20 protein-coding genes are annotated in these 23823 nt (G+C 37.5%); 9 read left to right on the top strand and 11 right to left on the bottom strand.

Annotated features, from left to right (window positions below; all coding sequences use genetic code 11):
- Positions 1 to 42: 42 nt before the first annotated feature.
- From pilW to yjgA, 4 genes are all read right to left on the bottom strand, one after another.
- Positions 43 to 606: a type IV pilus biogenesis/stability protein PilW gene (gene pilW, locus ACFFHT_RS09640; RefSeq protein WP_382375699.1), complete on the bottom strand. Its 564-nt coding sequence runs from the start codon at positions 604 to 606 to the stop codon at positions 43 to 45.
- A 23-nt stretch (positions 607 to 629) separates the two neighbouring features.
- Complete coding sequence (gene rlmN, locus ACFFHT_RS09635; protein ID WP_382375697.1) at positions 630 to 1751, bottom strand: dual-specificity RNA methyltransferase RlmN; 1122 nt, start codon at positions 1749 to 1751, stop codon at positions 630 to 632.
- A gap of 224 nt (positions 1752 to 1975) precedes the next feature.
- Positions 1976 to 2605: a superoxide dismutase [Mn] gene (gene sodA / locus ACFFHT_RS09630; RefSeq protein WP_382375695.1), complete on the bottom strand. Its 630-nt coding sequence runs from the start codon at positions 2603 to 2605 to the stop codon at positions 1976 to 1978.
- A 120-nt stretch (positions 2606 to 2725) separates the two neighbouring features.
- A complete protein-coding gene (gene yjgA / locus ACFFHT_RS09625; protein WP_382375693.1) occupies positions 2726 to 3256 on the bottom strand; it encodes a ribosome biogenesis factor YjgA in 531 nt (176 codons plus the stop codon).
- Positions 3257 to 3372: 116 nt separating this feature from the next.
- On the opposite strand from yjgA, the gene pmbA reads away from it, so the two are divergent.
- The 5 genes from pmbA (at position 3373) to tilS (ending at position 9240) form a co-directional block, all read left to right on the top strand.
- A complete protein-coding gene (gene pmbA / locus ACFFHT_RS09620; RefSeq protein ID WP_382375691.1) occupies positions 3373 to 4722 on the top strand; it encodes a metalloprotease PmbA in 1350 nt (449 codons plus the stop codon).
- A 360-nt stretch (positions 4723 to 5082) separates the two neighbouring features.
- Complete coding sequence (locus tag ACFFHT_RS09615) at positions 5083 to 6048, top strand: bile acid:sodium symporter family protein (RefSeq protein WP_382375689.1); 966 nt, start codon at positions 5083 to 5085, stop codon at positions 6046 to 6048.
- Positions 6049 to 6112: 64 nt separating this feature from the next.
- Entirely contained in the window at positions 6113 to 7066 is a 954-nt protein-coding gene (gene accA / locus ACFFHT_RS09610) for an acetyl-CoA carboxylase carboxyl transferase subunit alpha (protein ID WP_382375688.1), read from the top strand.
- Positions 7067 to 7078: 12 nt separating this feature from the next.
- Positions 7079 to 7942 (top strand): pyridoxal kinase PdxY, encoded by an 864-nt coding sequence (gene pdxY, locus ACFFHT_RS09605; protein WP_382375686.1) that lies wholly within the window; start codon positions 7079 to 7081, stop codon positions 7940 to 7942.
- A 2-nt stretch (positions 7943 to 7944) separates the two neighbouring features.
- Positions 7945 to 9240: a tRNA lysidine(34) synthetase TilS gene (gene tilS / locus ACFFHT_RS09600; protein ID WP_382375684.1), complete on the top strand. Its 1296-nt coding sequence runs from the start codon at positions 7945 to 7947 to the stop codon at positions 9238 to 9240.
- Between the two features lie 412 nt (positions 9241 to 9652).
- On the opposite strand, the gene purN is transcribed toward tilS, so the two are convergent.
- Both purN and purM read right to left on the bottom strand, forming a co-directional pair.
- Positions 9653 to 10303, bottom strand: coding sequence for a phosphoribosylglycinamide formyltransferase (purN, locus tag ACFFHT_RS09595; protein ID WP_382375683.1), 651 nt, complete (start codon positions 10301 to 10303; stop codon positions 9653 to 9655).
- Positions 10303 to 11343: a phosphoribosylformylglycinamidine cyclo-ligase gene (purM, locus tag ACFFHT_RS09590; RefSeq protein ID WP_382375681.1), complete on the bottom strand. Its 1041-nt coding sequence runs from the start codon at positions 11341 to 11343 to the stop codon at positions 10303 to 10305. The genes purN and purM overlap by 1 nt, the downstream gene beginning before the upstream one ends.
- 205 nt (positions 11344 to 11548) lie before the next feature.
- Between purM and upp the strand changes: the two genes are divergently transcribed.
- The 3 genes from upp to hda all read left to right on the top strand — a co-directional run bounded on the left by upp (position 11549) and on the right by hda (position 14264).
- Positions 11549 to 12175 carry a uracil phosphoribosyltransferase gene (gene upp / locus ACFFHT_RS09585; RefSeq protein WP_382375679.1) on the top strand — a complete coding sequence of 209 codons (627 nt, stop codon included), beginning with the start codon at positions 11549 to 11551 and terminating at the stop codon, positions 12173 to 12175.
- A gap of 51 nt (positions 12176 to 12226) precedes the next feature.
- Complete coding sequence (locus tag ACFFHT_RS09580) at positions 12227 to 13471, top strand: uracil-xanthine permease family protein (protein WP_382375677.1); 1245 nt, start codon at positions 12227 to 12229, stop codon at positions 13469 to 13471.
- A 97-nt stretch (positions 13472 to 13568) separates the two neighbouring features.
- Positions 13569 to 14264, top strand: coding sequence for a DnaA inactivator Hda (hda, locus tag ACFFHT_RS09575; protein WP_382375675.1), 696 nt, complete (start codon positions 13569 to 13571; stop codon positions 14262 to 14264).
- Positions 14265 to 14279: 15 nt separating this feature from the next.
- On the opposite strand, the gene ACFFHT_RS09570 is transcribed toward hda, so the two are convergent.
- The gene (locus ACFFHT_RS09570; RefSeq protein ID WP_382375673.1) at positions 14280 to 14591 is read right to left on the bottom strand and encodes a DUF5377 family protein; all 312 of its coding nucleotides are present in this window, start codon (positions 14589 to 14591) and stop codon (positions 14280 to 14282) included.
- A 113-nt stretch (positions 14592 to 14704) separates the two neighbouring features.
- Here ACFFHT_RS09570 and ACFFHT_RS09565 point away from each other — a divergent pair, with 113 nt between their 5' ends.
- Positions 14705 to 15778 carry an AI-2E family transporter gene (locus ACFFHT_RS09565; protein ID WP_382375671.1) on the top strand — a complete coding sequence of 358 codons (1074 nt, stop codon included), beginning with the start codon at positions 14705 to 14707 and terminating at the stop codon, positions 15776 to 15778.
- On the opposite strand, the gene mreD is transcribed toward ACFFHT_RS09565, so the two are convergent.
- The 4 genes from mreD to ACFFHT_RS09545 form a co-directional block, all read right to left on the bottom strand.
- Positions 15775 to 16263 carry a rod shape-determining protein MreD gene (gene mreD, locus ACFFHT_RS09560; protein WP_382375669.1) on the bottom strand — a complete coding sequence of 163 codons (489 nt, stop codon included), beginning with the start codon at positions 16261 to 16263 and terminating at the stop codon, positions 15775 to 15777. The genes ACFFHT_RS09565 and mreD overlap by 4 nt on opposite strands.
- A gap of 1 nt (position 16264) precedes the next feature.
- On the bottom strand, positions 16265 to 17254 hold the full coding sequence (gene mreC / locus ACFFHT_RS09555; protein WP_382375667.1) for a rod shape-determining protein MreC: 990 nt from the start codon (positions 17252 to 17254) through the stop codon (positions 16265 to 16267).
- A gap of 69 nt (positions 17255 to 17323) precedes the next feature.
- Positions 17324 to 18376, bottom strand: coding sequence for a rod shape-determining protein (locus ACFFHT_RS09550; RefSeq protein WP_382375735.1), 1053 nt, complete (start codon positions 18374 to 18376; stop codon positions 17324 to 17326).
- A 219-nt stretch (positions 18377 to 18595) separates the two neighbouring features.
- Positions 18596 to 23680 (bottom strand): autotransporter domain-containing protein, encoded by a 5085-nt coding sequence (locus ACFFHT_RS09545; protein ID WP_382375665.1) that lies wholly within the window; start codon positions 23678 to 23680, stop codon positions 18596 to 18598.
- Positions 23681 to 23823: the final 143 nt, after the last annotated feature.

Below are 23823 nucleotides of genomic sequence, written 5' to 3'. Positions count from 1 at the left end.
ATAGGAATGGAATAAGTAGGAAGAATTCAACGGCAAATCTTCTCAATTTTTAATGTGTTGTTGTAGCGTTTCGGCTTTTTCTGGTGCATATTTTTGTAATTGTGCCAGTGCAGCAGTAAATTTTTGCTGATCGTTGGCTAAATAGGCACAGATTGCGATGTTTTCATAAGTGTCGGCAAAGTGATAATAAGCCTTGCTAGTAAGTGCTTTATCGAATAGCTGAAAGGCTTGTGCAAATTGACGTTGGTTGCATAAATACGTTGCATAATTATTTAAAACATCACCATTATCTGGTACCAGTTGTAATGCTTTCTGATAATAGTGTTCTGCTTGTTGGTTTTGGGCGGTATGTTGATAGAAATAAGCTAATCCAAGATAAGGTAAATAATCATTGGGAGTGTGTTGCAATGCTTTATCTAGGTTCGCTTTAGCTAAAGCTAAATTACCTTGTGCCAAATAAGCTAATCCTAATTCAACACGAGTTTTGGCAGCAGCTTGATTTCCTGTTGGTGGAATACTATTTTGGTGGGAATGGCTACAAGCAAATAGATAAAAAAGTGAGAAAAATAGCAGAATGAATTTAGAAAAAGTTAAAATTCTAGCCATATTTTCCTCACTTAGTTAATAGTTTACGATTGATTAATTGCAATAGCCTGACCAAAAGCACGTTTTTGTGCAGTACGTTTGGTTCTATCAATAACATCTCCAGCTAACTGACCACAAGCTGCATCAATATCATCACCACGTGTTTTACGCACAATTACGGTAAAACCATATTCCATTAATGTTTTTTGGAAACGGTCAATGCGTGAATTTGAACTTTTGTTGTATGGTGCTTCAGGAAACGGATTCCATGGAATTAAATTAATCTTACAAGGCGTATTTTTTAATACTTTAGCTAGTTGATGAGCATGTTCAATTTCATCGTTAACATGATCTAACATAACGTATTCAATCGTTACCTTGCCATGATTGGCATTAGAAATTTTGAGATAACGATTAACAGAATCCATCAACATCGCAATATTATATTTTTTATTTAATGGCACAATTTCATCTCGCAATTCATCATTCGGGGCGTGTAATGAAATTGCTAATGCAACATCAATCATTTCTCCTAATTTATCTAATGCAGGGACAACACCAGAAGTAGAAAGGGTAACGCGACGTTTGGACAAGCCATAACCAAAATCATCTAGCATAATTTCCATTGCAGGAACGACGTTACTCACATTTAATAATGGCTCTCCCATTCCCATCATCACAACATTGGTAATTGGACGAACTTTGGTTTCACCAAAAGAACCTAATACTTTAGATGCACGCCATACCTGCCCAATAATTTCTGAAACTGTCAGATTGCGATTAAATCCTTGTTGCGCAGTAGAACAGAATGTACAAGCTAAGGCACAACCTACTTGTGAAGAAACACAAAGTGTCGCCCGATCAGCTTCAGGAATATAGACACTTTCAATTTGTTGATCACCAACTTGCATTGCCCATTTAATGGTGCCATCACTAGAACGTTGTTCGATTGCAATTTCAGGTGCTTTAATTTCTGCAACTTGTTTTAATTTTTCTCGTAACACCTTGTTAATATTTGTCATATTGTCGAAATTGTCTTCACCATAGTGATAGATCCATTTCATAATTTGATCTGCACGGAAAGGTTTTTCACCTAAAGTCGCTAAAAAATCACGCATTTCTTGACGTGTTAGATTGAGTAAATTGGTTTTTTCAGTTGTTGACATAATAAATCGCCTCGTTGTTACACATTATGGCTGGAGAATGCTTAATGTAGTGATGATATAAAAAGCACGCATTCTACTGATTTGTTAAGCGTTATGCTAGCAAATTTATTTGTTTATTTTTCTATTTTGTGATTGTTTTGCGAACAAGATCGAAAAAATAAAAAATAGAGAAATCTAGAGAAGAAAAAAGCCGCTTGGAGCGGCTTTTTTAGGATTACTTTAAATTATTTTGCTAAGTGTTCTTCATAACGTTGTGCAACGAAATCCCAGTTCACTACGTTCCAGAATTCTTTAATGTAGTCTGGACGACGGTTTTGGAATTTTAAGTAATAAGCGTGCTCCCAAACGTCAAGTCCAACAAGTGGGAAACCTTCACAACCAGCAACTTCTTTACCCATTAATGGATTATCTTGGTTTGCAGTAGAAACAACTGCTAATTTACCATCTTTAACCACTAACCAAGCCCAACCTGAACCAAAACGGGTTGCCGCTGCTTTTTCAAATTCAGCTTTGAACGCATCAACAGAACCGAAATCACGTTCGATAGCTTCTTTTAATTTACCTTGTAAAGTTGTCCCTTTTTTCAATGATTTCCAGAAAAGAGAGTGGTTGAAGTGACCACCTGCATTGTTACGTAATGCAGTAAATTTTTCTGCTGGGACTTTATCTAAGTTAGAAGAAAGTTGACCTGGACACATATCTTGTAATTCTTGAGATAAACCTTCTAATGCTGCATTTGCATTATTAACGTATGCTTGATGATGTTTGCTGTGGTGGATTTCCATAGTTAAAGCATCGAAATGTGGTTCTAAAGCATCGTAAGCGTAACCTAACTCAGGTAATTTAAAAGCCATAATTGCATTCCTCTTTTTGTTAAATAATGTTAATAAATGGTTTCATATTGAATACCAAAAACGGCGAAAATTTTAACAAAATTTTTGAAAGAAAACACCTTTATTTTTGATAACAAAAACCTATACATCCAACATATGTTCTTTAAGATATTGATAAATCTCACGATAAGCCTTTGGTGGGCTATTTTTTTCTTTTTCTTTTTGTGCATTACGGATTAATGCTCTTAATTTTTGTCGTTCCAGTGTTGGATAGTCTTGTAATAGTTCAGTAATGGTTTGATCGCCATTGACTAATAAGGCTTCACGATAGGCTTCTATTTTGTGCAATAAAACCTGTTGTTGATTATGTTTATTCTCAATTTTATCTAATGCAGATTGAATTGGTTCAATATCACGTTGACGTAATAATTTACCAATAAATTGCATTTGGCGACGATAACTTTCACGTGAAAGCCTTCTTGCAAGTTGAATTGCATCAGCAAGTTGTTCATCTAAAGGAATTTGTGCTAACGCATTGTCAGGTAGCTCAACGATTTTTTGTCCTAATTGTTTTAATTGTTCGGCATCACGTTTAATTTCACTTTTACTGACCCAGATGATCTCTTCTTCCTCTTCTTCTTGCCATTCAAATTCTTTATCTTTAAATCTCATAATCAATAGTTTCCTGTTGGTTATAACGTGAAATATGGCCGTACATTCTAGCAGAAGTTCCAGAAATTTTTATATAATCCTTTTCCATTGATAAATGTGTGAAAGAGAGAAGTAGAATGACATCACAGAAAAAAGGGGATTTTAAACAACATCAACAACAACTTTGCGATGCAGTTGAGTATGCCTTATCACTGGCAGCAAAAGCAGGTGCAACCGCAGAAGTAGGGATGACAAAGGTTGCTGGATTAAGTGTATCAACACGTTTAAAAGAGATTGAAAATTTAGAATTTAATAATGATGGTGCATTAGGGATTTCGGTTTATATCGGTAATAAAAAAGGGAATGCTTCTACCTCAGATTTAAGTCAAGAGGCGATTAAGCGTACAGTAGAATCTGCATTGTCAATTGCAAAATATACTTCAGAAGATCCTTGTACAGGTTTAGCACCAAAAGAGTTAATGGCATTTTCACCACCAGATTTACAACTTTATCATCCAGCCGATATTTCAGTAGATCAGGCTGTGGAGCTTGCATTATCGGCGGAAACAGCAGCATTAGATTATGATGCAAAAATTGTAAATAGTGATGGAACAAGTTTTAATTCAAGTGAAGGTATTCGTGTATATGGAAATACGCACGGCATGTTAAATAGTTATTTATCTTCACGTTATTCACTATCTTGCAGTGTCATTGCTGAACAAGATCAAGCATTAGAACGTGATTACGAATATACCATTGCAAGAAATTTTGCTGATTTACAATCTGCTACGTGGGTAGGCGAAAATTGTGCAAAGAAAACATTAGCTCGCCTTAATCCACAAAAATTAACTACGTTACAAGTGCCTGTTATCTTTTTAAATGATGTCGCAACGGGGATTATGGGGCACCTGGCTTCGGCTATTAGTGGCGGAGCGTTATATCGTAAGTCTTCTTTTTTATTAGAGAAATTAGGGCATCAAGTTTTACCATCTTGGTTTCAGATTAGCGAACGACCTCATTTATTAGGGCAGTTAGCTTCAACGCCTTTTGATAGTGAAGGAGTTAGAACCCGAGATCAAGAGATTATTGTTGATGGTGTATTACAAACATATTTATTAACGTCATACAGTGCGAAAAAACTTGGAATGCAAACGACTGGTCACGCAGGCGGTATTCATAATTGGCTGGTAAAACCAAATTGTACTGGTGGATTAGAGGCATTATTAAAGAAAATGGATCGCGGATTATTGGTGACTGAGTTAATGGGACAAGGCGTGAATTTAGTAACAGGTGATTACTCTCGTGGTGCAGCGGGTTTTTGGGTTGAAAATGGAAAAATTCAATTTCCAGTCGCGGAAATTACCATTGCTGGACAGTTACCTGACATGTTGCAACAGATTATTGCCGTGGCAGATGATGTTGAGCAACGTTCTAATATTCGTACTGGTTCAATTTTGATCGAACAGATGAAAGTATCGGGTGAATAATTTTATAAATGAGAATAATTCTTATTGACAAAAAAGAAAAGTCTGATACTATTCAAAACAGGTCGGCATCAAGTATATGTTGCAGTCCGAGTAGTAGTAGAGTAGAAAGTAAATTTGCAGTAAGAAGGCGAGGAATGGATTTCTCGCCTTTTCTTTTTTTTTAAAAAAACAATAAATGGATTGAAAATTTCTAATAAAGCGGTAAATTCTTAATGCTTTTATAGGGTGTGTTGATGTTTTAGACCACTTTATGTACTTTCATTGTTTCTTTTAAAACAGTAGGACATTTTGCTTTGCATTTAAAACATCAATATGCCTTAGACTTTATAACAACTTAAATACATATCTAAGGATAATATTATGCAAACATTACAGAAAATCAGCGTTTTTGCTGGTAAAACGTTCTCTGTCTGGGTTTTACTTTTTGCTTTTCTTGCCTATCAATTTCCAAGTTATTTTGCAGGCTTAGTTGGATACGTTCCTTATTTGTTAGGGATCGTGATGTTTGGTATGGGTATTACACTGACAGTGAATGACTTTAGTGAAGTAGTAAAACATCCTAAGGCGGTTTTTATTGGCGTTATTGCTCAGTTTGTTGTTATGCCAGGGATTGCTTATGCACTTGCAAAAGGCTTTAATTTACCACCTGACTTGGCGGTTGGGGTAATTTTGGTTGGTGCGTGTCCTGGTGGTACTTCTTCAAACGTGATGACCTATTTGGCAAAAGGAAATACTGCATTATCAGTTGCTTGTACATCAGTATCTACGTTATTAGCACCATTTTTAACTCCTGCAGTATTCTATCTTTTAGCAAGTCAATGGCTAGATATTGATGCTTATGCAATGTTTATTTCCGTGTTGAAAATCGTTTTATTCCCAGTATTTTTAGGTGTGGTCGCAAGAACACTATTAACAAAACAAATGGTGAAATTAGGAACTTGTACGCCATTAGTTTCAGTAATTGCCATTGTATTGATTTTGGCTGCTGTCGTTGCAGTGAGTAAAGATAAAATTATCGAATCTGGGTTATTTATTTTCTTTGTGGTTGTACTGCATAATGGTTTTGGTTATTTATTAGGTTTCGCTGTCGCAAAACTATTTAAATTAAATTTAGCTGATAGTAAAGCGATTGCGATTGAAGTTGGTATGCAAAATTCTGGTTTAGGTGCGGCATTAGCAACTGCCTACTTTAATCCGATTGCTGCAGTACCAAGTGCAGTGTTTAGTTTCTGGCACAATATTTCTGGTCCTCTTTTAGCAACATTTTTTGCTTCGATTAATAGTAAAGAAGAGTTACAAAAAGAGAAAAACACTGCAATTCAATAAAAAAAAAGCATAGAATAGGCGAATTATTTTGTCGCTAAATGCATTAACAATAAAAAGGAACAGTATGAATCAAGATTTTTTAGATTTTGAATTACCGATTGCCGAATTAGAGGCAAAAATTGACTCACTACGCTCGGTATCTGGGCAAGATGATAAAATCAATCTTGACGAAGAAATTGCTAGACTCAAGAAAAAAAGCGAAGAATTAACTAAAAAAACTTTTGCTGATTTGACGGCTTGGCAAGTTTCTCAAATGGCACGTCATCCACAACGTCCTTATACTCTTGATTATATTCAACATATTTTTACTGAGTTTGAAGAATTAGCGGGTGATCGAGCTTTTGCTGATGATAAAGCAATTATTGGTGGTATTGCTCGTTTAGATGACCGCCCTGTGATGGTGATTGGTCATCAAAAAGGTCGTACTGTAAAAGAAAAAGTGATGCGTAATTTTGGTATGCCTGCGCCAGAAGGATATCGTAAAGCATTACGTTTAATGCAAATGGCAGAACGTTTTAATATGCCAATTATTACCTTCATTGATACCCCAGGGGCCTATCCTGGTGTTGGTGCAGAAGAGCGTGGCCAGTCTGAAGCGATTGCACGTAATTTACGTGAAATGTCGATGTTAAAAGTCCCAATTATTTGTACTGTGATTGGTGAAGGTGGTTCAGGTGGTGCACTAGCGATTGGCGTTGGTGATAAAGTGAATATGTTGCAATATAGTACCTATTCCGTGATTTCCCCTGAAGGTTGTGCCTCTATTCTATGGAAAAAAGCAGATAAGGCTTCGACTGCAGCTGAGGTAATGGGCTTAACTGCAGATCGTCTGAAAAAACTATCATTAATTGATAGTATCGTGGAAGAGCCATTAGGTGGTGCACATCGCAACCTTGAACAAATGGCTGAAAATTTAAAAACACAAATTAAAACAGATCTAGAAGAATTGGCTTTATTAGGCCATGAAGAATTATTAGATCGCCGTTATCAACGATTGATGAGTTACGGTTATTGTTAATAGGAAGTTATTATGAAAAACGTGTTATCAATACAGTCGCATGTCGTTTATGGCTATGCGGGAAATAAAGCGGCTGTATTACCTATGCAATTATTAGGTGTAGATGCATGGGCATTAAATACAGTGCAATTCTCAAATCATACTCAGTATCAACGCTGGAAAGGAATGGTCATTCCTAAAGAGCAAATTGCCGGAATCACCCAAGGAATTATTGATATTGGTGCACTGGCAGAATGTGATGCGGTGCTATCAGGTTATATTGGTGCTGCTGAACAAGGTCAAGAGATTTTAAATACCGTCAATACAGTCAAAAAAGCTAATCCAAATGCGATCTATTTTTGTGATCCCGTTATGGGACATCCTGATAAAGGATGTGTGGTTGCACCAGGTGTAGCTGAATTTTTGGTAAAAGATGCTATGAGTCAAGCGGATATTATTGCGCCAAATTTAGTGGAATTACGGGAGTTAAGTGGTTTGGTCGTAGAAAATTTTGCACAAGCACTTGCAGCAATAGAAGCTATTTTAGCGAAAGGACCAAAAACCGTATTAGTGAAACATCTTAGTAAAGTTGGACAAGATCCAAATAAATTTGAAATGGTGTTAGCAACTCAAAAAGGAATGTGGCATATTAGTCGCCCATTACATGAGTTTGTTGGTCGTGATCCTGTTGGTGTAGGCGATATGACGAGCGCAATTTTCCTTGCTAATTTATTAAATGGTAAGTCAGAAATTGAAGCATTTGAACATACGGCTAATGCGGTTAATGATGTAATGACCGTAACGAAAGAATCACAGAAATATGAATTACAAATTATTCCTGCAAGGAATTATATTGTAAATCCAATTAGTCAATATAAAGCGGTAAAAATTGCTTAAGAATGAATCATCTATTAGATGTCTTAATTCAACAAATTGAAGAAAACGCCTTGCAGAACAAGGCGTTTTTAATTGGGTTTAGTGGTGGTGTAGATTCCACTGCTTTACTGCATTTATTCGTACAATTACGTCAAAATAAAAATATTCCTGTCAGAGCAATCCATATTCATCACGGTTTGAGTAAAAATGCTGATGATTGGTTACAGCATTGTGAGCAGATTTGTTCGAAATGGCAAATACCCTTTATAAGCCAAAAAGTTTCACTGAATAGAGCAAGTAACATTGAGGCAGAAGCAAGAGTTGCACGTTATGAAGCAATTCGACAAGCATTACAACCTAATGAAATTTTAGTTACCGCACACCATTTAGATGATCAATGTGAAACCTTTTTGTTAGCCTTAAAACGAGGTAGTGGGGTGAAGGGGCTAGCGGCAATGCCAGTACAGACAACACTTTTTTCTGTGCCTATTTTTCGTCCTTTACTTACCATCACACGTGCGATGTTAGAGCAATATCTTGCGGATTATCAAATTGCAACAATTTTTGATGAAAGTAATGATGATATTCGCTATGAGCGGAATTTTTTACGTAAACAAGTCTTGCCAGTATTGAAACAACGTTGGCAACATTTTGATCAGGCGGTTGTACGTTCTGCACAGTTATGTGCCGAGCAAGAACAGTTGTTGCAAGAATTATTAGCACCGATTTTTTTCACGCATTTAGCCCCAGATGATGCCTTCACGTTAAATCACTTTTCTTCTTATTCCGTAAGTAAACAGCGTCAATTATTACGTTTATGGTTAGCACATTTACAGCAACCTATGCCAAGTCAAAAACAGTTAGACGTATTATTAAATGAAGTGGTGAACGCAGAGGGAGATCGGCAACCAGAGTTACAGTTAAATAAGCGAGTGGTACGACGTTTTCAACATAAATTGTACCTAACTCCGCTTTATCAGAATTTGCGAGAATATATTTTGCCAATTCAATTAGGTGAAGCGATTGAGTTACCCGATAATTTAGGCCAAGTAAGCTGTCAACAAGTGCAACAATTTGCCGTATTTGCTTGGCAGCAACATCAATTATCTGTGAAATTGCCTGTAAATTATCAACAACTTACTATCCGCTTTCACTATTCGAAAAGTGTACAAATTAGCACTAACTCCACTAAAACAGAGATCAAAAAAGTGTGGCAAAAATTAAATGTGCCAGCTTGGCAGCGTACCCGAATTCCGTTGGTGTTTGTTGATGAGTATTGTTGTGGGGCGATAGGGTATTTTGTGAATTATGCGGAATAATTTCCTTATTCTTAGGTTATTGACAACGTCATATTTATTAATTTTTGGCTTATTTTTCATTCAAATTGAGATTTAGGTTTCGCCCTAAAGGGCGACCCACTATTATTCGCAAGTTCGCTCAGCTCACTTGCTCACCCTACGGGTCGCTGCAAGCAGCGCTCAAAAAGCAATGCTTTTTGTTATTGCTCGTGCAAAGAAAAGTGGGCAAAAAAAGCACGCCCTAGCTCATTGCTAATCCTCATTTCGTCAAGATTTTCCGAGCGGCAAAAAACTGATATTTTTCTACGAAAAATTAGACGTTTTTTGCCTGAAAATCTTTCCTGCATTCAGGCAATTCACAAGGGAACCCATTAGGTATTTTATCAAGCTCTTCCTTAAGTTTAGGCTTGCCAGTAGTTTTAGCATAATGCCATTATTCTACATCGATTAAGGTTTTGATAATTGGTGTGAGTAACGGTTGATTATCAAAATAGGCTTGATCACGAAATGTTAAACGTTGATCAATAAACCAACTAATTACTTCAGGATAGTAACGTTGTTCATAATGCTTTACGCGAGTGGACAAGCTTTCTTCTGTATCATCTGCCAAAATAGGCAATTTAAATTGAAATACTAATTGTCCACCGTCCATTTCCTCATTGACAAAATGCACACTAAAACCATGTTCAGTATCGTGATTTTCTAAGGCACGTTGATAAGTATGTAATCCTGGATATTTCGGTAGCAGTGATGGGTGCGTGTTAAGAATTTTACCTGCAAAGCGTTGAGTAAATTTAGGGGTAAGAATTTTCATATAACCCGCAAGGACAATTAAATCGACTTGATAATGTTCTAATAGATCAGCGATTGCTAAATCCATATGTTGGTTATCAGTAAAATGTTTGCGTAAAAAAACGTGCGTTGGAATATTCGCCTCTGTCGCACGTTGTAAACCATAAATGCCTAACTTATTACTGATTACAGTAACTATATCTGCATTAAGTTGACCAACGTTACAAGCGTTGATGATTGCTTGTAACGTTTGTCCTTCACCTGAAATTAAAACAGCAATTCTTTTTTTCATTAGCGAATAATTACTTGTTGTGTTTCTTGAGGATCAAGATGTTCAATTTGACCAATCACCCATGCTTTTTCACCAGTTTGGGCTAATAATGCTAGTGCAGTTTCAACATCTTCTTGTGGCAATGCAATGACCATTCCAACGCCACAGTTGAAAGTACGATACATTTCATAAGTATCGACATTGCCGTTTTCCTGTAACCAACGGAAAATGGCTGGCCATTGCCAACTATTTTCATTGATAACAGCACGAACATGATCAGGCAATACACGCGGAATATTTTCCCAGAAACCACCTCCAGTAAGGTGAGCTATCGCATGAACATCAACATGTTTAATTAGTTGTAAAATAGATTTTACATAAATTTTGGTTGGTGCAAGCAAGTGTTCTGCTAACGGTTTACCCTCTAATAACGTTTCTGCTGGAGACACATTTGCTAATTCAATAATTTTGCGGATTAATGAATAACCATTAGAATGAGGGCCAGAAGAACCTAATGCAATTAAAGCATCGCCAACGCGAACGGCACTGCCATCAATGATTTCATTTTTTTCTACCACACCAACACAGAAGCCTGCGAGATCATAATCATTTGCGTGATACATGCCAGGCATTTCAGCCGTTTCACCACCAATTAAGGCACAACCAGATTGTTCACAACCATTAGCGATACCTTTAATAACATCACTAGCAACATCAACTTCTAATTTTCCAGTTGCGTAATAATCTAAGAAAAAGAGTGGTTCAGCACCTTGCACGATTAAATCGTTAACACACATAGCCACTAAGTCAATCCCAATGGTGTCATGTTTATGTAGGTCAATTGCTAAACGAAGTTTTGTACCAACACCATCTGTACCAGAAACAAGGATAGGTTCTTTATATTTAGTTGGAATAGCACATAATGCACCAAAACCACCTAAGCCACCGATAACTTCGGCACGGCGGGTACGTTTTACGTGAGGTTTGATTCGTTCGACTAATTCATTGCCTGCATTAATATCAACGCCAGCGTCTTTATAACTTAATGTTTGTTTGTCCACATTTGCTCCTTAGGCGGTTTCAAAACGATTCGGGCGCAAATTGTACACGATTAAGCAATCGTTTGCGATACAGATCACAAACAAATGCAAGAAATATTTTGCGCTAGATTAGGTTCTGTGCAGATTTTCAGATCTGAGGCTAGCTATTTCAGAATGGGTAGTTTAAAATCACGCGATTTTTTTGAAAATTTTAAGGGGCAACAAAATGAAAATCGTTGAAGTAAAACATCCGCTTGTAAAACATAAACTTGGTTTAATGAGAGCGGCTGATGTAAGTACGAAACATTTCCGTGAATTAGCAACAGAAGTTGGTAGCTTATTAACTTATGAAGCAACTGCTGATTTAGAAACTGAAGTGGTAACGATTGAAGGCTGGTGTGGACCAGTACAAGTTGAGCGAATTAAAGGGAAAAAGGTTACTGTAGTGCCAATTTTACGTGCTGGTTTAGGTATGATGGAAGGGGTATTAGAGCATATTCCAAGTGCAAGAATTAGTGTAGTAGGTATGTATCGTAATGAAGAAACTTTAGAACCAGTACCTTATTTCCAGAAGTTAGCACCAGATATGGAAGAGCGTTTAGCGATTATTGTTGATCCAATGTTAGCAACAGGCGGTTCAATGATTGCTACCATTGATTTGTTAAAAAAAGCACAATGCCCAAAAATTAAAGTATTAGTGTTAGTAGCTGCTCCAGAGGGAATTAAAGCATTGCAAAATGCACATCCTGATGTAGAGCTTTATACAGCATCTATTGATGATCACCTTAATGAAAATGGTTATATCATTCCAGGTTTAGGTGATGCAGGCGATAAGATATTTGGTACGAAATAAGATCAAATATCTTTTTTTTAGTTAATTTATCCAGAGAGGTGAAACTAATTTATGAGTATAGAAACTCAACTTGTTGTCAATGTTGTAAAAAGTAAAGTTCAACAAACGTTTGTTGGATTACAAATGCTTTTTGTGGCATTTGGGGCGTTAGTCTTAGTACCGCTAATTACTGGTTTAGATAGTAATACCGCGTTGTTAACAGCGGGGATCGGAACACTCTTATTCCAATTGTGTACTAAACGCCAAGTGCCAATTTTCTTAGCGTCTTCTTTTGCCTTTATTGCACCAATTCAATATGGTATTGCGACTTGGGGATTACCAGTTACGATGGGTGGACTAGCCTGTGCAGGCTTAGTTTATGTCGCTTTAAGTGCATTGGTTAAAATGAAAGGCGTTGAAGTTTTACAACGTGTTTTCCCTCCTATTGTAGTTGGGCCAGTGATCATCATTATTGGAATGGGGTTAGCACCAGTTGCAGTAGATATGGCGTTAGGGAAAAATAGTAATTACAGCTATGATCAAGCGATTATAGTATCAATGATTACATTATTAACTACGTTGTGTGTAGCCGTGTTTGCGAAAGGCATAATGAAGTTAATCCCGATTATGTTTGGTATTGCTACTGGTTATATTGTATGTGCCTTTATGGGATTAATTAATTTACAACCTGTCTATGATGCACCATGGTTCAGCCTACCAACGATTACTACACCTGAATTTAAACTGGAAGCGATCCTCTATTTATTACCGATTGCGATCGCACCAGCGGTAGAACACGTTGGGGGGATTATGGCGATTAGTTCGGTAACAGGTAAGGATTTTCTGCAAAAACCTGGATTACATCGTACGTTATTAGGTGATGGTATCGCAACGTCTGTTGCGTCTTTATTAGGTGGACCGCCAAATACGACTTATGCCGAAGTAACAGGAGCAGTGATGCTAACGAAAAACTTTAATCCTGTCATTATGACGTGGGCAGCTGTTTGGGCAATCGCGATTTCTTTCTGTGGCAAAGTAGGGGCATTTTTATCTACTATTCCAACCATTGTTATGGGTGGGATTATGATGTTGGTATTTGGTTCGATTGCTGTAGTTGGCATGAGTACCTTAATTCGCGGTAAAGTAGATGTAACTGAATCACGTAATCTTTGTATTATTTCGGTAGTGATGACCTTTGGTATCGGCGGAATGTTTGTGAATTTTGGTGAAGTATCGCTAAAAGGCATCAGTCTTTGTGCCATCGTGGCAATTTTACTCAATCTGATTTTGCCAAAAGAACAAAAAGCAGAAAAATAAGCATGTAACATTCAAAAACATCAGGTCGGAACTTGCTCAACCTGATGTTTTTCTTTATTCTTATAACCAATTTTTTCTTTGCTCATTAGGTCGTTTTTTGCAGCATCAATATATTTTACCCATTCACGAATTTGATCCCGAAACATTTGATAATTTTGATTCAGAGAATAATCAAGTGTTATGTAATTCGTTGTTTGAGAATTTTGCTCATTTGCAACAGTCATTCTTTTATCTTTGGGGAACAAAAAGTAGTGGTAAGACCCATATTTTAAAAGCGGCAAATAATTTATTTTTACAACAAGAACGATCATCAATTTATATTCCGTTAACCAAAACAAACTATTTTTCACCAGAAATTTTAGAGTCACTCGAAGAACTCGATTTAGTTTGTTTAGATGATCTTGATGCGATTGCTGGGAATGCAGAATGGGAAATTGCTATTTTCGATCTGTTTAATCGCATTAAAGAAACTGGCAAGACGTTATTACTGGTAACTGCAAATGAACCTGTCCAACAATTAAAAATTGACTTACCTGATCTACGTTCTCGTTTAAGTTGGGGCGAAAGTTACCAATTAGCAGAATTATCGGATGAGAAAAAGGCTGCTGTCTTACAACAAACTGCCCGTAATCGAGGATTAGAATTGCCAGATGAGGTGGCAAAATTTTTATTAAGTCGTTTAGATCGAGATTTAACCTATCTTTTTTCTATTTTAGATAAATTAGATAAAGCCTCTTTGCAAGCACAACGGAAATTAACGATTCCTTTTGTCAAAGAACAGCTTCATCTTTAACTTTATTATTAATGACTATTCGGTAACTTCTGTTTGTAGTTGACCAATTTTTACGCCAAGTAAACCTAGTGAAACGGGATCGAGGGATTCCCCTAAGAATTTAAATAAACTTTCTAGATCAGAAAATTGTTGTGTGAATTCAATTTGTTCTTCAACTTTTCGCATAAATTGATAATGGAAAGTTTTATTAGCGTAAACCGCATCTAATTGGATAGAAACTGTTTCAAATAGGTGATTTCTAGCACCTTCTTCACCAGGATCTCTTTGACGAATGACCCAACTATTTTGATAAAGAGGATATGTTTGCATTTCAGTTGTGTTGCTCATTATTTAATTCCTTGATATGACTAGTGAAAAGGTGCGCATAGTATAGATTTACTCTTTATTCAAGTAAATAACTTGCTTATAATCTAAAAGCGATTGATGCAAGGAGTTTTTATATGCTGTCTGTTTTTAAAGAGTGGTATAAACGTCGTTTTAGTGATCCACAAGCGGTCGGACTATTCAGCTTAATTTTAATAGTTTGTATTGTTTTCTATTTTTTTAGTGATTTATTTACTCCATTGCTTATTGCGATAGTATTAGCTTATCTCTTAGAACTTCCTATTCAGTACCTCTCAACAAAATTTAAATTTCCACACTTATTAGCATTAGTAATTGTATTAGGTGGTTTTATTGCAGCAGTCTTTTTTATCTTACTGGTGATGATCCCAACGCTTTGGAATCAGTTGGTGAATCTATTAAAAGATTTACCAACAATGAGTAATCAACTACATGAATGGGTTCTATCTCTGCCAGAGAATTATCCTGAATATGTTGACTATGCAATGATTGATACCATTTTTAATAGTGTGAGAGAGAAAATTTTAGGTGCTGGAGAGTCAGCACTGCGTTATTCCTTAGTTTCCATTGTCAGTTTAGTCACCATTGGAATTTATGCTTTTTTGGTCCCTTTAATGGTGTTTTTCTTAATTAAGGATAGAGATTATTTAATTGCTGGAGTGACAAGATTTCTACCACGAAATCGTCAATTAGTGAATAAAGTTTGGGATGAAATGAAGTTACAAATTGCAAACTATATCCGTGGTAAAGTCACTGAAATTATTGTGATGACAGCGGTTAGTTATGTGACTTTCTTATTATTTAAATTAAATTATTCATTATTGTTAGCCGTAGCGATTGGTTTATCTGTATTAGTGCCGTATGTCGGTGCGGTATTAGTGACAATTCCATTAGCGTTAGTTGCACTCTTTCAATTTGGATGGTCTGCGACTTTTGGTTATTTAATGTTGGTTTATACGATTACTCAACTATTAGACGGTAATTTATTAGTGCCTTTATTATTTTCTGAGGCAGTCAATTTACATCCATTGATTATTATTATATCAGTGATTTTCTTTGGTGGATTATGGGGCTTTTGGGGGGTATTTTTTGCGATTCCATTAGCCACATTAGTAAAAGCGATTATTACCGCATTACCGCCAATTAATGTGGCTAATAGTGATGATTATTAACGTAGGGATAATTTACGGCGTAAACCTCGTAAAATCAGGAATACCCAAGGCCAGAGAACACCACTTAGTATGGCACCTGCAATTTCTTGAGAATTAAAAATTGCACTATGTAAAAAGAGTTCTAGTAAGAAAATTGCAATTCGAATTAAGAATACACAAAGAATAACCAATAGGCTTTGCTGCCAGAGAGAAAGATTGCGTAGAATCATAGAATTAACTGCAATCAGATAGGCAAATACGGAAAAAATAAGGGAATGGATACCTAAGATAGAACCTAATACCAAATCCCATACTAATCCAGCTAAAAAGGCAATACCTATGTTGATTCGACCAGGTATTGCCATTACCCAATATAAGAGTACTAAAACTAACCATGCAGGACGATAGCCAGAAAAATCTGTTGGCCAAGGCATAATTTCAAATACTAATGCAATTACAAATGTAATGGTAATCATCAACCATTGAAATATCGCATTTGCTTTCATACTATTCTTCTTCGACTTTTTCTTTTGTTGGTGGCACTGGTTTATCTAATGTATCTGTTGGTAGATCGTTATTCTCTTCAGTATCAGGTGTAGCTTGTTGAGAGGATAAACGTTGTTTTACTACTTCCTTAATTTGGGTTGGAGCATTACCATTTAAACGTTTCATATCCTCATTGGTAGGCCAGAGGAGTAATAGATAACGCAAACGTTCCAGAGAAGCTAACGGTTTAGCAATAATTGTGGCAAAGTAATTATTCCCTTCACGTGAAACAGATTCGACAATAGCAACTGGATAACCTTCAGGAAAACGGCGACCTAAACCAGATGTTACTAATAAATCACCTTTTTCAATATCTGCTGAACGAGAGACATTATCTAGGACCAATTCATCAGGACGACCTGTACCGCTGGCAATAACACGAATATCTGAACGTAATACTTGTAATGGAATAGAGTGTGTAACATCAGAAATTAATAGTACACGGCTAGTGTTATGCCCAACAGAAATAATTTGTCCAACGACTCCTTTTTCATCAATGACAGGTTGTCCTACATAAGCGCCATCTTTCTCACCTTGATTAATGACAACTTGTTGGCGATAAGGATCAGTTTCAGCCGTTAATACTTCGGCAATTTTCTTATATTCGTCATGACGTAATGGAGAGTTTAGTAATAAACGCAAACGCTGATTTTCAACTTTTAATTGATCTAATAATAGAAGGTCTGCATTTTTTTCCATTAACTGCTCTTTTAGTACCTTATTTTCAATTTGTAATGTACCGGTATCAACTAAATTGTCAGATACGCCATCAAGTACCGAACGTGGTGTATTGGCTAAGTAATAGATCCAACTTACAGTAGTTTCTAACACACTGCGAATCTGTAATAAATTGCGAGTTTGCCCATCGGAAAACATTAAGATTACCGATAAAATCACTGCAAAGATAAGTCTGACACCAAGAGAAGGAGATTTTGTGAAAATTGGTTTCATACCATACAATTTATACAAAATAGAGCAGCTTGGATTAACAAGCTGCCCTAATTGGTTTGATAATTCGGATTATTCGTCACTAAAAATATCGCCACCGAGCAAATCAATCATTTCTAGTGCTTCACCACCACCACGTGCAACGCAAGTGAGTGGATCGTCGGCAACAATGACGGGTACACCAGATTCACGAGAAAGTAATACATCAATATTTTTCATTAATGCACCACCACCAGTTAATACCATACCACGTTCAAAAATATCGGCAGCAAGTTCCGGTGGGCATTGTTCTAATGCAGTACGCACGGCACGCACGATACCATCTAATGGTTGTTGAATAGCTTCTAGGACATCTTGAGTATTTAAGGTAAATGTTCTTGGTGCACCTTCGGCAAGGTTATGTCCATGCACTTCCATTTCCAAAATTTCATCGCCATCTTCAATATAGGCACTCGCTAATTCTTTCTTAATTCTTTCAGCGGTTGTTTCACCAATAGATGAACCAAAAGTACGGCGAACATAAGCAATAATTGCTTCATCAAAACGGTCACCACCGATACGAACAGAAGAAGAATACACGACACCATTTAATGAGATAACTGCCACTTCAGTTGTACCACCGCCAATATCAATAACCATAGAACCCGTTGCTTCTGATACAGGTAATTTTGCACCAATCGCAGCAGCCATTGGTTCTTCAATTAAATGCACTTCACGTGCACCAGCACCATAAGCAGATTCTTTAATTGCACGACGTTCTACTTGGGTGGCACCAGCAGGTACACACACTAGAACACGTGGGCTTGGGCGCATAAAATTGTTACGATGGACTTGCTTGATAAAATATTGCAACATTTTTTCAGTTACGAAGAAATCGGCAATCACACCATCTTTCATTGGACGAATTGCACTAATGCTTTTTGGCGTTCTACCTAACATTGATTTTGCTTCACGTCCAACAGCTGCAATATTTTTTAATGAACCAACACGATCTTGACGAATCGCAACAACTGATGGCTCATCAAGTACGATGCCTTGACCTTTAACATAAATAAGAGTATTTGCTGTGCCTAAATCGATAGAAAGGTCATTAGAAAATAGACCACGAATTTTTTTAAACATAATCTTCCGTTTTAATGTGAATAAAATAGGTTAATTTTTACAGTGAAAAAATTGGGTGTAATTTACCAAAAAATCCGCGCTTTTGATAGGGTATTAGGCGGATTTTTTCTTGAAATAATTTGCGATCAAATAGGCAAATGAGGCGCTAATCCGGCATAAAAAAATAACCTCAAAGTATTTCACTTTGAGGTTATTATGCAGTTAAAAATAAGTAATTAAAACTTAAAAGGTAATTTTAACGCCTACATTCGCATCGCTGGTACGGCGGCCTGCGCTACCAAATGTACGTGATACATCAAGATAGAGTACAGTACCAGAGGTTAACTTCATTGAAGCCCCTAATCCAGCGCGATACCAAGTACCACGGTTGTCAACTTCCCAATTATATTTTGCGACAGAGTCAACTTCCATTTGTTGTTTACCAGCAAATTCACGATAAATATCCATTGAACCATAGAAGTTCACCAGTTTATTGCCATACGCTACATTTTGCCCTACTAATAAACCAGTGCGAGCTTGCATGCTATTTGTATTGCCAACTTTTACATCAGCATCATACATTTTTAGCTTATCTGCTTGTACTAGCGTATATTGTAATTGTGCTTGTGGAATCGCGTACCAACCATTACCAAGATCGAAACGCATACCATATTCAGCACTTACTGCCGCATAATCGTTATGTAATTTAGTGGTCGTGGTTTCATCATCTACCGCAGCAGTGGTTTTCACACGTCCCATTGCGGCAACCACATTGGTGTAAGCACCGTTGCCAAAACGCATTGTGTTGTAAACTTTAGCAACCACTTTATTCGCCTCAATATCACCATTAGTAATATTACCGCTAGCACGATCATACTCAAGCGAGGCGCCAAAACGATTTGAACGATCATTAATCGTTGTTACACGATCGTAACCAATTTTCGTTTGGTGAGCGTTCAATTTCACGCCATTGTGGTCATAATCAGCGTTTGAATAGGTTGCCCATAAGCCCTCTTCTTCAGTTGGTACGCCTGAACGTGCAGAATTAATCATATCCGTTGCTAACATTAAGCCAGCAAGTGCAATATTATTGAGGTTATTCTGCGCATTACTATCTATACCGACAGAACGGATACTTGCATAATAGAACTCACCTGCATTGATACCTGCTTGATCTAAGAATAAGCGATCATTCGCAGTTGCATTCGCGACATTCTCATGCCCTAAGTAGAGATCTAATACATCAAATCCATTACCCACAGGTTGAGAATTTGTCTTAAAGACTTCATCATCATTTGGATTAGCCACACCCGCAAATGGAATACGGTAAATGTTATTAGCCGCTTTTGAGGCTTCTTTTAAATCTGCCACAACTTTCGCATACTTATCTGGATCTTGTAGCTGTAAAGTTTGTCCTGCTGCTGGTGAGTTTGTAAAGTTCAGATAACTACTTTCTGTAGGCTTAATTGCTAAATTTAATCCATAAGTATTTTGTCCAGTGCCTGGGTTAGTAATACTTAATACTGAACCTGGTTTATCTGAAACTAAGGTTGCACCGTTAGCATTTAAGTTCTCTAAGGTTGTTTTCGGGCTATTAATTTTCACCACACTATCCTTATCTTGCTCAATGCTATGAATAGTTGCGCTAGTTGGTGCATTAATCTCAATTTCCCCACCATTGCTTGCCTTAATTGGTTTTTCAGTGGTTACTGTTCCTTTAGAATCAAGCTTAATTTTGCCGCCATTATTCGCAGTGAGTTCATTTTTTGCGGTAATGTTATTAGCAGTAAGCACAACTTCAGATGGTTTTACTGTGCCATCAGAGGAGACTTTGCCAACAGAGGAGACTTTGCCAACAGTTAGATCGCTATCTGTTACTGTAACCTTGGTTGCCCCGCCGTTATTAGCAGTAATACCTGGTTGGGTTGCATTAGTTGAAAGATCTAAGTTACCCGTGTTTTGCGTAACAGTCGTTGTACCACCATTATCTGATGAAATTTTACCATTTACAGTAACGGTATCACCTGTTACAGAAGTATTAGCACTGTTATCAGAAGTAACATCATCAGCACTTACTGTTTTACCATTAACAGTAACTTTACCCTCATTATCAGAAGCAATATCACCAATTACTTTAACTGTTTCTGCATCAGCGGTTACTGTTCCTCCTGCACTGGCTGTTGCAGAACCTGTAATATGAAGGGTATCCGTTTGATCATTACCTAATGTTACGGTACCACCGTCAGACGCAGTAACATCTTTCTTCGCAGAAATATTTTGACCTACAACCGTAACGCTCGCACCTTTATCATTCGCATCTTTACCTGCAGCATTAATTACCGAGTTGATAGTAGCGGTTATCGTATTAGTATCGCCTAGCGTAATAGCACCGCCCTTAGTGGCTTCGACTTTGTTCTCAGAATCGCTATTTTCTGTGCCAGCTGTAACGGTTTGACCCGCAACATTCACCTGAGAATCTGCACCATTTGCGGTAATATTGCCTTTCACTTCACCTTTGCCGCCAGCGTCATTAGAACCTGTGATATTGACCACACCGCCATTGTCTGCAGTAGCATCTTTTTCCGCTGTTGCAGTTTTTCCACTTACAGTAACAGTTGAAGTGTCATCGCCATTTTTACCACTTGCTGAAATATTATCAGTAACTGAAGCAGTTCCCTCTGTATTAGAGGCTTTAACATTAATATCCCCGCCATTGGTTGCTTGAGCAGTTCCTGTAATAGATGCTGTGGTTGTAGTATCGCCACCCACTGTTACTTTACCTTTATCAGCTGCGCTTGCACTCCCTGCAGTTGCCGATTCAGTACCCTTAACTGTAACGTTTGAATTTTCGCCAGTCGCTGTTGCTGCACCAGTAACCGAAGCATTTTTAGTTGAAGTATCACCAACCGAAACAACGCCGCCAGTATTTGCAGTAGCTGCATTCGCTTTAGCAGTTTCTCCTGAAACGTTCACTTTTGAACCAGTGCCAGTTGCGGTAGCTGTGCCTTTTACTTCACCTTTACCGCCAGTCTCATTTGCACCAGTGATATTGACCACACCGCCATTGCTAGCCTCAGCTGCGCCTGTAACTTCGGCGACTTTCCCTTTAACCGTTGCAACCGCCTTAGCGTCATTCGCAGTAACACTCTCTGCTGTGGTTTTGGTGGTTGCATCATTCCCCACAGTAATTTTTCCGCCCGTGCCGTCGGTTTCGCCATTTCCAGCGGTGATTGCTCCAGTATCAATCGAGCCTTTTTGTGCGTCTTTATTGACATCAATCGTACCAGTTTTGTCGGCGGAGAGGGTGCCTAGCTTGGTTACTGCGTTATCATTTTCATTTGTGTTATTAACCGTAATCGTACCGCCGTCGGTGGCATTGAGCGCACCAGCGCTTTTCTCCGCAGGAAGATCTTTATTGATATTATCCCCTTGCAGGATAACGGTCGCAGCAGAACCATTTGCCGTTGTTGTGTTGGTTACTTTTAAGTTATTAGTGCTGTTATCCCCAAGTGAAATATCACTGTTTTTATCGGCAGTGATAGCATCATTGGCTTGAATATCTTGCCCTAAAACTGTTATGTATGATTTAAATCTTTCATTACTAGATTGCGCCGTAATCGCACCATCAAGTTGCACACTAGGGCTACTTGCGTTACCAATATTGACTTTACTACCTAGTCCAGTGGCATTAATGCTATCTTTTACTTTAACTCTGCCTGTTTCACTATCCTTATTAATACTGATTTCGCTCAGAGCACCTGTTACCTGTATAGCTTTGACTGTTGCAGCAGTGTTGGCAGAAACCTTAATTTTGGAGTTCACTCCTGTTGCTTCAAGGGAAGTGTTTTCTGCATTAACCGTTGGTGCTGTAATATTGATCGCATTCGTAGTGTTTTGGTCTATGATCGAACCGCTTTTGGTAACTGTAGAGTTAGTACCAGTAAAGTTAATAGTTTCGCCAGCGGTTAAATTCATTGACCCAGCAGACCCTGTATTAGTTGAACTGACATTACCGCTAATATTCAGATCTTTTGTTGCATTAAGGGTTACTTGCCCACCGTCTCCATTAGCTGGACGAGCATTGGTTGTAGCATTGTTGTAATTAATAGTATTGGCATTAATGGTTTCTGCGCCAACATTTAAGGTTCCATCGTTTACAGTGGTTGTTTGTTTTAAATCGACTTTTTTGTTGCCAGTTAATGTAGCAGTACCACTTTTATTAACGGTAACATCGCCATTAAACGTAATAGGTTTTTGTGAATCTTTAATATTTAGTGCTGCAGCTGTAGCACTTGCATCAGAGGAGCCAACTACTGTTGTGCCAGTTACTGTTGTTGCGGCGTTTGTTGAGTTAACATTGATCGTTCCACCTTCTGCATTAATGCGGCCAATCGAAGTAGTTTTCGCAGTATCAGTAGGATCACCAGAGTCAGCGTTATTGGTTAAATTAATTTGTGAGGTGTCGTTAGGTCTGAGTGCGCCAGTAACAGCAAGACCATTATCAGCGGTAATATTAACTTTTGCATTATTAGAACTAGCAATATCACCTGTTACTGTTACATTTGATTTAGAGGTAATTTGTACATCACCAGCGTCAGAAGAGGTGATGTCTTGAGTGGCAACGCCGCCATCTTCGCCAGTGCCATTAGAGGTTAAACGTGTTACATTGGTTGCCTTAATTGTGCCTGTGGTTAATTTTTTCTGTGCAGTAATATCAAAGTTGGCAGTTTTATTTTCTATATTACCAACAGTAACTCCCCCCCTTGTGGCTTTTACATTGACCGTTCCTGTTTCAGCTATTATTCCGGCATCACCAGCATTGATATTATTTCCTGCGGTAATTGCAATGCCACTAGAGCCTGTGGAATCATTTACTTGCGTCCATAAAAGATTAGTTGTATTAGTGGCTGTAATATCATTGGTCGCATTAATGGTAATATTACCACTAAGTGTTGCTTTTGCAGCATACGCTGCATTTTTGATAGTGATGTCTTTAGCAGATGTTACATTTAGTTGAGCTTCAGGTCTCTGTGCGTATATGGCTAAACCACTTTCTTTATTTTGTGCATCTATTTCAATATTGCCTGAAGTACTGGTTACATATAATGTTGTAGCTTTATACTGTCCTCTACCTAGGTCACTGTTAACATCAATAACGCCTTTATTGTTAGTTCCATTGCCTGTTACTGTAATGCTATCTTCACTAACAGTTTTTGAATTACCACTTGTTGCGGTTATAGTGGTATATTCAGTTGCAAACGCTGTACCAGTTATTAAAGAGCTGACTGCTAAACTAAGTAGTGTTTTTTGAAAAGATTGTTTATACATAAATACGATATCCTAAAATAATTGGTAATTATTTATTATTTACAATAATAAAAAAGGAGGAGAGCTCACCTGATCTGACCCCGAAAAGTTGGACGATTATTTTAAGGACTGAATTCTGTATTGAACAGGACTCAGTCCATTTA

This window comes from Gallibacterium melopsittaci (assembly GCF_042433085.1).
In the GTDB taxonomy this organism is placed as follows: Bacteria; Pseudomonadota; Gammaproteobacteria; order Enterobacterales; family Pasteurellaceae; genus Gallibacterium; species Gallibacterium melopsittaci.
The sequence above is the reverse complement of the archived record's forward strand: the minus strand, read 5'-3'. Positions and strand labels throughout refer to the sequence as shown.